Origin of the sequence: Mesorhizobium australicum (assembly GCF_900177325.1) — a bacterium.
Taxonomy (GTDB): domain Bacteria; phylum Pseudomonadota; class Alphaproteobacteria; order Rhizobiales; family Rhizobiaceae; genus Mesorhizobium_A; species Mesorhizobium_A australicum_A.
The window spans coordinates 3,968,802-3,980,263 of sequence record NZ_FXBL01000004.1 but is presented as its reverse complement, the minus strand read 5'-3'; the positions used below and the strand labels follow the sequence as shown (position 1 = coordinate 3,980,263).

General features: G+C 67.0%; 9 protein-coding genes. 1 reads left to right on the top strand and 8 read right to left on the bottom strand.

Going from position 1 to position 11,462, the window contains the following annotated elements; genetic code table 11:
• Positions 1 to 90: 90 nt before the first annotated feature.
• Positions 91 to 921, bottom strand: a complete 831-nt coding sequence (locus B9Z03_RS22150) for a universal stress protein (protein ID WP_085466197.1) — start codon at positions 919 to 921, stop codon at positions 91 to 93.
• A 148-nt stretch (positions 922 to 1,069) separates the two neighbouring features.
• Between B9Z03_RS22150 and B9Z03_RS22145 the strand changes: the two genes are divergently transcribed.
• On the top strand, positions 1,070 to 2,053 hold the full coding sequence (locus tag B9Z03_RS22145) for a zinc-dependent alcohol dehydrogenase family protein (RefSeq protein WP_085466196.1): 984 nt from the start codon (positions 1,070 to 1,072) through the stop codon (positions 2,051 to 2,053).
• A gap of 65 nt (positions 2,054 to 2,118) precedes the next feature.
• Here the strand turns inward: B9Z03_RS22145 and B9Z03_RS22140 are convergent, their stop codons facing one another.
• From B9Z03_RS22140 to ntrB, 7 genes are all read right to left on the bottom strand, one after another.
• The gene (locus B9Z03_RS22140) at positions 2,119 to 2,694 is read right to left on the bottom strand and encodes a DoxX family protein (RefSeq protein ID WP_085466195.1); all 576 of its coding nucleotides are present in this window, start codon (positions 2,692 to 2,694) and stop codon (positions 2,119 to 2,121) included.
• Between the two features lie 100 nt (positions 2,695 to 2,794).
• Positions 2,795 to 4,267: a siroheme synthase CysG gene (cysG, locus tag B9Z03_RS22135; protein WP_085466194.1), complete on the bottom strand. Its 1,473-nt coding sequence runs from the start codon at positions 4,265 to 4,267 to the stop codon at positions 2,795 to 2,797.
• Positions 4,239 to 6,920, bottom strand: coding sequence for a nitrate reductase (locus B9Z03_RS22130; RefSeq protein ID WP_085466193.1), 2,682 nt, complete (start codon positions 6,918 to 6,920; stop codon positions 4,239 to 4,241). The genes cysG and B9Z03_RS22130 overlap by 29 nt, the downstream gene beginning before the upstream one ends.
• Positions 6,917 to 7,246: a nitrite reductase small subunit NirD gene (gene nirD / locus B9Z03_RS22125; protein ID WP_085466192.1), complete on the bottom strand. Its 330-nt coding sequence runs from the start codon at positions 7,244 to 7,246 to the stop codon at positions 6,917 to 6,919. Before nirD ends, B9Z03_RS22130 begins: the two co-directional genes overlap by 4 nt.
• A gap of 3 nt (positions 7,247 to 7,249) precedes the next feature.
• Complete coding sequence (gene nirB, locus B9Z03_RS22120) at positions 7,250 to 9,700, bottom strand: nitrite reductase large subunit NirB (protein WP_085467811.1); 2,451 nt, start codon at positions 9,698 to 9,700, stop codon at positions 7,250 to 7,252.
• A gap of 5 nt (positions 9,701 to 9,705) precedes the next feature.
• Entirely contained in the window at positions 9,706 to 10,506 is an 801-nt protein-coding gene (locus B9Z03_RS22115; protein WP_085466191.1) for an ABC transporter ATP-binding protein, read from the bottom strand.
• Between the two features lie 11 nt (positions 10,507 to 10,517).
• On the bottom strand, positions 10,518 to 11,414 hold the full coding sequence (gene ntrB / locus B9Z03_RS22110) for a nitrate ABC transporter permease (RefSeq protein WP_085466190.1): 897 nt from the start codon (positions 11,412 to 11,414) through the stop codon (positions 10,518 to 10,520).
• Positions 11,415 to 11,462: the final 48 nt, after the last annotated feature.

The following is an 11,462-nucleotide window of genomic DNA, read 5'->3' as shown; positions in this document are numbered from 1 at the left end:
TTCCGCTTGTCGGTCCAAAGGGCCGAAAAATCCCGTGGCGGGCGCTATCGATGGAAACGCGCCTGCCGCGAGGTGGTTCGTCCCAATGTACTAGCGCGCCATCAGGATCGGCAGCGGCGGCTCGTCGATCATCGATTTCGTCACCCCGCCGAAGATCCGTTCCTCCAGTCTGGAATGACCGTAGGCACCTATCACCAGCAGCTCGGCCGCGGTGTCGACAGCGTGCTGGCGCAAAACAGCGGCGATCGAACGGCCCTGGCTCGGACGGCGGTCGACGGTGACCCTGACGCCGTGTCGCGCGAGATAGGCGGCGGCATCGGCGCCGGGTTCAGCGCCCTGGCCGCTCTCTCCCTCGACGGGATCGACCAGCAGCAGGCGGACGTCCTCCGCCGTGGACAGGATGTCGAGCGCACTGGCGACCGCGTTGGACGCCTCCAGGCTCGAATCCCACCCGACCACCACGCGCCTCGGCCTGAGCGTCGGGCTCGAGCCGCGCGGCACGAGCAGCAGCGGCTTGCCGGACGAGAACAGGGCGCCGGCGATCACTTTGCTCTTCAGGATGCCGCCGCGCAGAAGCTGAGGGCCGACGAGCGTGAGGTCGGCATAGCGGGCGCGCCGGCCGACGATGTCGTCCACCCACGGTTCCTCGGGATAGTCGCTCGACACGTCGGCCGATATCGACAGGGTCGCGAGCAGGTCGGATACCGCCGCGGTCCGCTCTTTCAGGCTTGCTTTGTCGGCCTCCCGCTCCTGGAGCCATGCGTCCGATACGATCGCGGCATAGCCGCCGATCGGCGGGGCAGCTGCGAGCTTGACGACGAGGACGGCGAGATGCGCGCCGTGTTCCTCGCACAGCGTGGCGGCGAGCTTCAGGTCCGTGTCGTCGAGGTCCGGGCTGGTGACGGTGAGGATCGTCTTCATGGGCAGGGCGCTCCCATCTGGTGGCAGATGCCGTCAATCTACGGACGACGGTGCCCTCTTCCCTTGAGCAGGATCAAAGATCGGGGAAGTGTGACGCGCGAAAATGTCAGCCTTGGGTCCGGTCGACCGGCTCTGTGAGGGTGTCGCAATGAAGGCAATGGTGCTCGAAAAGCCTGGCATGCCGCTCGTGCCGGTCGAACGGCCCGATCCGATGCCTGGCGTCGGCGAGATCCGGCTCAGGGTCGAAGCGTGCGCAGTGTGCCGGACCGACCTCCACGTCGTCGACGGCGACCTGACACATCCAAAGCTGCCGCTGGTGCCTGGGCACGAGATCGTCGGGATCGTCGATGCCGTGGGCCCGGACGTCGAGCCGGCGAGGTTGGGGCGGAGGGTCGGCGTCCCGTGGCTCGGCCACACTTGCGGCGCGTGCCCCTATTGTCGCTCCGGCTCGGAAAATCTCTGCGATGCGCCTCTGTTCACCGGCTATACCCGCGATGGCGGTTTCGCGACGCATGTCGTGGCAGATTCGGATTTCGCCTTCGACCTGGACGCGGATGCCGATCCGGGTGCATCTGCCCCGCTTCTCTGCGCCGGGCTCATCGGTTGGCGGTCGCTCAAGCGCGCGGGAGAGGGCAGGCGTATCGGCCTCTATGGCTTCGGCGCGGCCGCCCACATCATCGCCCAGGTCTGCGCCTGGCAGGGTCGCGAGGTCTACGCCTTCACGCGGCCGGGCGATGCCGAAGCCCAGCGCTTCGCGCGCAGCCTCGGCGTGAACTGGGCAGGCGGGTCGGATGAGGCGCCGCCGGTGCCGCTTGATGCCGCGATCATCTTCGCGCCGGTCGGCGATCTCGTTCCCGCTGCGCTGAAGGCCGTCCGCAAAGGCGGTCGTGTCGTCTGCGGCGGCATTCACATGAGCGACATACCCTCGATGCCATATGCGATCCTGTGGGAGGAGCGGGAACTGGTGTCGGTCGCCAACCTGACGCGCCGTGACGCCGAGGAGTTCTTCCCGGTGGCGCGGGCGGCGCAAGTCCGCACGCATACGACCACCTATCCGCTCGAGCGCGCCAACGAGGCGCTCGACGACCTGCGGCAGGGCCGCCTCAGCGGCGCGGCGGTACTCGTGCCGTAGAGGCGGCTTGCGCATGAAAAGGGCGCCGCAAGCGGCACCCTTTTAGCACGGAACGATCGAGCGGCTCAGAATTCCTTGCCAATGGCGCGGTCGACCGACAATGGGCCGCCTCCATGACCAGCGAAGAACAGCACGCCTACGGTCCAGATCGCAGAAAGGAAGGTCGCCTTGTCCTGTACCTGGTGCAGGAAAGCGGCGCCGCCATCGGCCAGGCGCTGCAGGCCGTTGGCGGTGAAGAGGTCGTTGCCCCCGGCCTTCACGATGTCGATGCCGGCCTGGGTCAGCAACGCGTCGCCATACGAGTGGCTGTAATGGAACCACCAGGTGATGGCGAGCATCACGGCATTGGCGAGCGCGACGGGCCGCGTCAGGAAGCCGAGCGCGATGGCGATGCCGCCGAAGAACTGCATAGCCGCGAGCAAAGGCGACCAGAACCAGCCGGGATAGAAGCCGATGCTTTCCACGAAGCCGGTCTGTGCGAATGGTGCCAGGATCTTCGCCCAGCCTTCAATGGCGAGAGCGCCGCCGACGAAGACGCGCAGGATGAGCCAGCTCAGCGGCTGCGCGACCGTGTCGTAGAAGCCGCCGAGGAAGGGGATGAAAAGGCGTGGCGTGGACGCTTCCGTGGTTTGCGTGGACATGTGAGGGACTCCTGTTTCGGTGTGAAAGACCGTCCCCATTGGCTCCAGATGCACCCTCCATCGCATTGACGCGGGTCAAACCCGCGTCTTGAACACAGCGTCAACCAATTGCATGAAGGCCAGCACCGAGGCCGCCGCCAGCCTCTGTCTGCGCAGTGACGAGCCTTGGCGCGAAGACCTGTCCGACGCCGATGAGGATGGGCGTCGCGCGGTCAAAGTTGGCGGTTACCTGGGCGAGGTCGTGCAGGGCAGTCCTCTCGCAACGCATGCCCGGCCGTCCCACATTGGCGGCGACGCACGCGGGCGTCTGCGCCGACAGGCCCTCGGCGATCAGGCGCTCCGAAATGAGCCCGGCGGTGCGGGCACCCATGTAGAAGATCGTCGTGGCGGACATGTCCGCGGCTGCCCGCCAGTCGACATCCTGTGGCAGGCCGCCCGACTTGGAATGGCCGGTGATGAAGCGGACGGATTTCGCCATGTCCCGGTGGGTGAGGGAAACCCCGAGCGTTGCGGCGAGTGCGAGGCCTGCGGTGACGCCCGGAACGACTTCGTAGCCGATGCCGGCCGCCTCCAGCGCGGCGATCTCCTCGCCGGCGCGGCCGAAGATCATCGGATCGCCTGATTTGAGCCGGACCACATGTCGGTCGGCGCGGGCAAGCTTCACCATCAGGGCGTTGATCTCGCTCTGCTTGCAGCTCGGCCGGCCGGCGCGCTTGCCGACGAGGATGCGCTTTGCCTCGCGGCGGGCGAGTTCGAGCACGTCGTCGGAGACCAGGTCGTCGAACAAGATCACGTCGGCCGCCTGCAGCGCGCGCACCGCCTTGAGCGTCAGTAGTTCGGCGTCGCCCGGTCCCGCGCCGACGAAGATGACCTTGCCGCGCGGGGCCTCGCGAGAGGAACGGAGCGCGGTGGAAATGTTCTGGGCAATTGCTTCGGACGGAGCTGGGCCGAAGGCGAGGTCGACGAACGTCTCCCAGAACGCGCGGCGGGCCGGACCGGGCGTTAGCGTCTCCGCCACCCGCTCTCGGGCCGTGCGGGCCAAAGCGGCCCAGTTAGCCAGTGAGGGTGGCAGCAACGTCTCGATGCGGCGGCGCACTGCCTGGCCGAGAATGGGGGCCGCGCCGGAGGTCGAGATGCCCATGACCACGGGCGAACGGTTGACGATTGTGCCGAACTGGAAGTCGCAGAAGGCCGGCCTGTCGATGACGTTGCACGCCGTGCCTGCGTGCCGGGCGGCATCGCGGAAGGCGGTGGCCTCGTCGTCGCTTCCCGCGTCCGCCAGGGCGACAGCCGCGCCGCGCAGGCTGGCCGGCTCCCAGCGCCGGGGATGGATGGTCAGTTTCGGCTCGCGCTCCGCGATGCGGCGCATTTCGTCGGAGAGTTCGTCCTCGGGCGAGAAGACCTCGACCGTGGCGCCGGCCGCCGCGAGCAGCTCGGCCTTCCAGGCGGCCGCGTCCGTGCCACCCGCGACGACGGTGCGTTTTCCCGCGAGGTCGAGAAAGACCGGCAGGACCGACAGCGGTCGGATCCGCGCCGGGGCTTCTTCACTCGGCTGCCTGGAGACGACCTGCATCGATGATGGTCCTTATCTCTGAGCGGCAGGAACCGCAGTTGGTGCCGGCGCGCAGGCTTTGGCCGACCTCTTCGACGGTCGAGCAGCCCGCTGCCACTGCCGAGGCGATCTGGTTGACGCCGACATTGAAGCAGGAGCAGACAATCCGGCCCGTGGATGCCATCGGCACCGGCGAGCGGCCGGACAGAAGCGCCATGCGCTCGGCGGCGGAAAGCGGCTGGCGCGAGCCGATCAGGAGTTGCAGCCAGTCGCGCGGCGGCAGTTCGCCTGTGGGGGCGACGAACATAACCTCGGCCAACGTCCCGGCCTCGTCCAGTGAGGCGGCGCGGTAGGTGCGGCCGTGGCGGTCGCGATATTCCACCAGATGCTCCGGGCGGACGTCGGGCAGAAGGGAACGCGCGAGCAGGATGCCCTGGTCGGGCGATTCCGTGCCGCACAGATCGTACGCCCAGCCGCCCTCGATAGCGTGGCGGCTCCAGTGCACGAAGCCGGTGGGGCGCAGGTCGCGCCGGGTCAGCAGTACCGCGGTCCAGTTGATTTCCTCGCGCGCGATGTGGACAGGCGTGTGCTTCAGCTCCGGCTGGCCGGAGATCGGGTCGACATCGGGCGTCGAGATGGAGCCCGCCGCTGCGTTGGTGGCAAAGGAGCCGCTCCAGTGCATCGGCAGGAAAGCTTGCCCTGGGCGGACCGTATCGGTGATGCGCGCCTTGGCGCGGGCGGTTCCCTGCGCGCTGGTCACGCGGGCGAGATCGCCGTCGGCCAGGCCGTAGGCGCCGGCGTCGGCCGCGCTTATATCGATCATCGCTTCCGGCGTGTTGGCGGCAAGCCTCGGCACGCGGCCGGTGCGGGTCATAGTGTGCCACTGGTCCCGCAGACGGCCGGTGTTCAGCGCGATCGGGAAGGTCGCATCGACCGTCCGCGCGAGGCGATCCTGCCTGACGGCGACGAAGCGGGCGCGCCCGTCGGGAGTCGGGAAGCGGCCGTCGGCAAAGAGGCGGTGATGGGAGACGCTTTCCTCCGCAACAGGCCAATGCCGGGGGGGCATGGCGTCGTAGGCAGCTTCATCCATGGCCATCGCGCCGATGTCGAAGACGCGTCGGCCGCCGTTCTCGTAAGTCGACAGCGCGGCGTGTTCGCGGAAGATCGCGGCGGGACCGTCATAGGCGAAGGCGTCGCCGAAGCCCATGCGGCGGGCAACGTCGCAGACGATGCGCCAGTCCGGCCGCGCCTCGCCCGGCGGCGGCAGGAAAGCGCGCTGACGCGAGATTCGGCGCTCGGAATTGGTGACCGTGCCGTCCTTCTCGCCCCAGCCGGCGGCGGGAAGGTAGACGTCGGCATAGCGGGTGGTGTCGGTGCGGGTGATGTCGGAGACGACGACGAATTCGCAGCTCTTCAGCGCGGCGCGCACGCGGCCGGCGTCGGGCATCGACACCGCCGGATTGGTGCCCATCACCCACAACGCCTTGATACGCCCCTCGCCGACGGCGCGGAACAGATCGACCGCCTTTAGGCCCGGCCTACTGGCAATGTTGGGCGCGCGCCAGAAGCGGGCGACGCGGTCGATGTCTTCCGGGCTCTCGAAGCCCATATGGGCCGCCAGCTGGTTGGCGAGCCCGCCAACCTCACGGCCGCCCATCGCGTTGGGCTGGCCGGTGACCGAGAACGGTCCCATGCCCGGCCTGCCGATCCGGCCGGTGGCGAGGTGGCAGTTGACGATCGCGTTGACCTTGTCGGTGCCGCGCGAGGACTGGTTGACGCCCTGGCTGTAGACGGTGACCGTGCGCTCGGTGCCGGCGAAGAGCTGGAAGAACAGCTGCACGTCGGCCTCGGCGAGGCCACAGCCGGTGGCAACACTCGCCGACGAGGGCGCATCGGCCAGCGCGGCGGACAGGGCTTCGGCGAAGCCGGAGGTCGCCGCGCCGACATAGTTCTGGTCGATCACGTTCGAGCGGGCAAGGTGCGCTAACACGCCGTTGAACAGCAGCACATCGGTGCCGGGGTCGATTGCGAGATGAAGGTCGCACTCCTGCGCTGTCGCTGTGCGGCGCGGATCGATGACGATAATTTTCGTCCCTCTCGTTCGCCGGGCCGCGAGCAGGCGTTGGTAGAGGATCGGGTGGCACCAGGCGGTGTTGGACCCGGTCAGGACGACGAGGTCGGCCTCCTCGAAATCCTCGTAGGTGCCCGGCACCACGTCCTCGCCGAAGGCGCGACGGTGGCCGGCGACGGACGAGGCCATGCAGAGGCGGGAATTCGTGTCGATGTTGCCCGAGCCGATGAAGCCCTTCATCAGCTTGTTGGCGACGTAGTAGTCCTCGGTGAGAAGCTGGCCAGAGACGTAGAAGGCGACCGAATCCGGCCCGTGCGCGGCGATCGTATCCGTGAAGCGTTTCGCGACGAGATCGAGCGCGTCGTCCCAGCACGCCTGCCGGCCCGCGATCTCGGGATACAGCATCCGGCCGTCGAGGCCGGTCGTCTCGCCGAGCGCGCTGCCCTTGGAGCAGAGCTTGCCGAAATTCGCCGGATGATCCGGGTCGCCGCGGACGGACACCGAGCCGTCCGCGGCGACGTCCGCCATCACGCCGCACCCCACCCCGCAATAGGGGCAGGTCGTCCTCACCGCGGCGGCTGTGGGATCTCCTGGAATGTTCATTCGGCCGCCATCAGCTGCGCGGCGAGCGCTATCTGGATCTGGCCGTCGACCAGCCTGAGCGGGATCGTCCTGACCGAACCTTCGTCCGCCCCCTGTGCCTGGCCGGTCTCCAGCGAGATCACCCAGTTGTGCAGCGGACATGTCACCGACGTGCCGTGGACGATGCCCTGGCTGAGCGGCCCGCCCTTGTGCGGGCAGTGGTCCTCGATGGCGAAGACCTGGTCATCCGCGGTGCGGAAGACGCCGATCCTGCCTTGCGGCGTCGTCACGCAGCGCGCGCCGCGGCGGGGGATGTCGTCGATATGTCCGATCTGGAGCCAGTCCATCGTCTACTCCGCTGCCTGCTGGAACGGCACGGCCGCCATCGGGCGGAACTCGTGCTTGTCCTTGCCGGAGACCCGCTCCGACCAGGGGTCGACCTGCGCGAACTTCTGCGAGAAGACGAAGCGGTCGAAATAGGCCTTCCGTCGCTCCGGATCGCCCATGATCTGGCGGCGGATCTCGTCCAAGCCGATACGCTTGGCCCATTTGTAGATGCGCTCGAGATAGCGGGCCTGCTCGCGATACATCTGGGTGAGAGCGACGATGACCTCGAGCGCCTCGTCCTCGGTGCGGACCTGGCCGAGCACCTCGGTGCCCTTGATGTCGAGGCCGGCCGCGCCAGCGAAATGGATCTCGTAGCCGGAATCCACGCAGATGACGCCCACGTCCTTGCAGGTCGCCTCGGCGCAGTTTCGCGGACAGCCGGACACGCCCATCTTGACCTTGGCCGGCGTCCAGGAACCCCACATGAACTTCTCGATACGGATGCCGAGCCTGGTCGAGTCCTGCGTGCCGAAGCGGCACCAATCGGTGCCGACGCAGGTCTTCACCGTGCGCAGGCCCTTGGCATAGGCGTGACCCGAAACGAAGCCGGCCTTGCCGAGATCGGACCAGACAGCCGGCAGATCCTCCTTCTTCACGCCCAGCATGTCGATGCGCTGGCCGCCGGTGACCTTGACCGTGGGAATCGCGAACTTGTCGACCACGTCGGCGATCGCCCGCAACTCCTGCGCCGAGGTGACGCCGCCCCACATGCGCGGCACCACCGAATAGGTGCCGTCCTTCTGGATATTGGCGTGGACGCGCTCGTTGATGAAGCGCGACTGGTAGTCGTCGGCATATTCGTCAGGCCAATCGCAGACGAGGTAGTAGTTGAGGGCAGGGCGGCACTTGGCGCAGCCGCAGGAGGTCTTCCACTCCAGCTCCTGCATCACCGCGGGGATGGTCTTCAGCCCTTTCGCCTTGATCAGTCGGCGTACCTCGTCGTGGCCGAGCGTGGTGCAGGTGCACATCGGCTGGATCGCAGCGGGGTTGTAGCTGTCGCCGAGAGTGAGCACCATCAGCTTCTCGACCAGTGGCGTGCAGGTACCGCAGGAGGCGGATGCCTTGGTGTGGGCGCGTACGTCGTCCAGGCCGGTCAGGCCTTTCGACGTGATCGCGCCGGTGATCTTGCCCTTGCAGACGCCGTTGCAGCCGCAGATCTCGGCATCATCCGAGAGGGCCGCAACGGCCGCCAGAGGGTCCGCGGAGGCGCCTCCCTGGAAGGCCTGGCCGAAGATCAGCGTGTCGCGCATCTCCGAAATGTCGGCCTGCTTCTTCTGCAGGTCGGCGAACCAGGAACCGTCGGCGGTCTCGCCGAACAGCACGGTTCCGATAATCTTGTTGTCGCGCAGGATGACGCGCTTGTAGATGCCGGCAGAAGCATCGCGCAGAATGATCTCCTCGCGGTCGTCGCCATCGGCGAAGTCGCCGACCGAGTAGAGGTCGATGCCGGTGACCTTGAGCTTGGTCGGCGTGTCGGAGTGGGCAAACCGCTCCTCCGTGCCACCGGTCAGGCTGGCGGCAGCGACGCGCGCCATCTGGTAGAGGGGGGCGACGAGGCCATAGACATGGCCGCCGACCTCGGCGCATTCGCCGATCGACAGGATGTCGGGATCGGACGTTGCCATGCGGGCGTCGGTGACGATGCCGCGGTTGACCTCCAGTCCGGCCTCCTTGGCGAGCGCGACGTTCGGGCGGATGCCGACCGCCATCACGACCAAGCTTGCCGGGATGAACGTGCCGTCGGCGAGCTCGACCCCCTCGACCTTAGCGTCGCCGATGATGGCCTTGGTGTTGGCCTTGGTCAGCACCTCGATGCCGCGGGCCTCGATCGCCTTCTGCAGCAGGTAGCCGGCGGCCGGGTCGAGCTGGCGCTCCATCAGCGTCGGCATGACGTGGATCAGCGTTACCTCCATGCCGCGCGCCTTCAGGCCGGCGGCCGCTTCCAGGCCGAGCAGCCCGCCGCCGATGACGACCGCCTTCGCGCGCGATTGCGCCGCGAGCAGCATGGCATTGACGTCATCCAGGTCGCGATAGGTGATGACGCCGGGCAGGTCCTTGCCGGGCACTGGGATGATGAACGGCACCGAGCCGGTGGCGATGACCAGCTTGTCGTAGCTCTCGGTGCCCCCCATGTCCGAGGTCACGGTCTTGGCGGCGCGGTCGATCGCGACGATCCTGTGGCCCTTGTAGAGCGTCACGCCGTTCTGGATGTACCAGCCGTCGCCGTGGATGACGATGTCGTCGTAGCTCTTCTCGCCGGAGAGCACGGGCGAGAGCATGATGCGGTCATAGTTGACCCGTGGTTCCGCGTTGAAGATGGTGACCTGGTAGCGACCGGGGGCGGCCTCGAACAGGTGCTCCAGCATCCTGCCCGGCGCCATGCCGTTGCCGACGATGACAAGCTTCTCTGTCATCGCCGTCACTCCGCAGCTTCCACGAAGCGGTGCCGTTCGTAGAGGAATTTCAGCACCGCCTCGCGGCATTTGAGGTAGGTCCGGTCCGATGCAAGCGCGATGCGGTTGCGCGGGCGCTCGAGGGTTACGTCGAGTACTTCACCAATGCGCGCCGCCGGGCCATTGGTCATCATCACGATCCGGTCCGACAGGAGGACTGCTTCGTCGACGTCATGCGTGATCATGATCACTGTGTTGCCGAGCGACTGGTGAATCTGCATGACCTGGTCTTGCAGGTGCGCTCGGGTCAGGGCGTCGAGCGCACCGAACGGCTCGTCGAGAAGGAGCAGCTTCGGCTCCATCGCAAGCGCCCGCGCGATGCCGACACGCTGCTTCATCCCGCCCGAGATCTCGGCCGGGCGCTTGTCCCTGGCATGTCCCATATGGACCAGGTCGAGGTTGTGCATCGTCCATTCGCTGCGTTCGGCGGCGGACTTCTTGCCGCTGAAAACCTTGTCGACGGCAAGAGCGACGTTCTCCTGAACCGTAAGCCAGGGCAGGAGCGAGTGGTTCTGGAAGACGACCGCGCGGTCTGGGCCTGGGTCATCGACGACGCTGCCATCGAGGAAGACGGCCCCCACCGTCGATCGTGTGAGGCCCGCTACGATGTTGAGAAGCGTGGACTTGCCGCAGCCGGAGTGGCCGATGATCGAAACGTATTCACCCTTCGCGACGCCGAGCGTCACGTCGCGGAGAACTTCCGTCGTGGAGTTGCCGCGCGAGAACGTCTTGCCGATGCCTTCGATCGACAGATAGTGGTTCGCCATGGTCGTGCTCCTCAGGACGCAGAGGTGCCGCGTGTCACGCGGTTGCCGATGAAGGCGACGATCCGGTCGAGGACGAACCCGACGAGCCCCACATAGATGAGGGCCAGGATGATGTCGCTGATGAGGGACGAGTTCCATGCGTCCCAGATGAAGAAGCCGATGCCGACCCCGCCGATGAGCATCTCCGCAGCCACGATGGCCAGCCACGAGAGACCGATGCCGATACGAAGGCCGGTGAAGATGTAAGGCGCCGCCGCCGGCAGCATGATCTTGCGGAAATACTCCTGCCCGTTGAGCCGAAGGACACGGGCGACGTTTCGATAATCCGAGGGGATATTGCGGACGCCGACAGCCGTATTGATGATGATCGGCCAGATGGCCGTGATGAAGATCACGAAGATGGCGGAAGGCTCGCCGTCCCTGAATGCCGCGAGGGAGAGAGGAAGCCAGGCCAGGGGCGGTACCGTGCGCAGGACCTGGAATATCGGGTCGAGCCCTCGCATCGCCAGGCTCGACTGACCGACGAGGACGCCCAGAGCTATTCCCGCGACGGCTGCCAACGCGTAGCCGAGTGCCACGCGCTGAAGGCTCGCGAGCAACTGCCAGCCCATGCCCTTGTCGTTGCCGCCGTTGTCATAGAACGGGTGGACGATGAGATCCCATGTATCGCTGATGACCTGCGAGGGGGGCGGCAGGGCGGAGGTCGGCCCGGAACAGAGTGCCTGCCATAGTCCGACAAGCAGCGCCAGGGTGACGAGCGGCGGCACCACCTGACCCGCGATTGACAGTGCGCCATCAACCAGCTTGCGAGAGAGGGCCTTGCGGGCGATCGGTAGAGCGTGGACGCTCGCCGCCGGCCGTAACGGCCTGACCGGCGAGATGATCGTCTTTGCAGCCGAGGCTGTCATATCGGACTCCTTGATGATTTCGATCCAGGTCAGGGGCCGCCGGCCGGT

Excerpts from the sequence above, each read along its gene's own strand:
- B9Z03_RS22130 (WP_085466193.1), bottom strand. The coding sequence starts at position 6,920 with ATGAACATTCCAGGAGATCCCACAGCCGCCGCGGTGAGGACGACCTGC.
- nirB (WP_085467811.1), bottom strand. The coding sequence starts at position 9,700 with ATGACAGAGAAGCTTGTCATCGTCGGCAACGGCATGGCGCCGGGCAGG.
- B9Z03_RS22140 (WP_085466195.1), bottom strand. The coding sequence starts at position 2,694 with ATGTCCACGCAAACCACGGAAGCGTCCACGCCACGCCTTTTCATCCCC.
- nirD (WP_085466192.1), bottom strand. The coding sequence starts at position 7,246 with ATGGACTGGCTCCAGATCGGACATATCGACGACATCCCCCGCCGCGGC.
- ntrB (WP_085466190.1), bottom strand. The coding sequence starts at position 11,414 with ATGACAGCCTCGGCTGCAAAGACGATCATCTCGCCGGTCAGGCCGTTA.
- B9Z03_RS22145 (WP_085466196.1), top strand. The coding sequence starts at position 1,070 with ATGAAGGCAATGGTGCTCGAAAAGCCTGGCATGCCGCTCGTGCCGGTC.
- B9Z03_RS22150 (WP_085466197.1), bottom strand. The coding sequence starts at position 921 with ATGAAGACGATCCTCACCGTCACCAGCCCGGACCTCGACGACACGGAC.
- cysG (WP_085466194.1), bottom strand. The coding sequence starts at position 4,267 with ATGCAGGTCGTCTCCAGGCAGCCGAGTGAAGAAGCCCCGGCGCGGATC.
- B9Z03_RS22115 (WP_085466191.1), bottom strand. The coding sequence starts at position 10,506 with ATGGCGAACCACTATCTGTCGATCGAAGGCATCGGCAAGACGTTCTCG.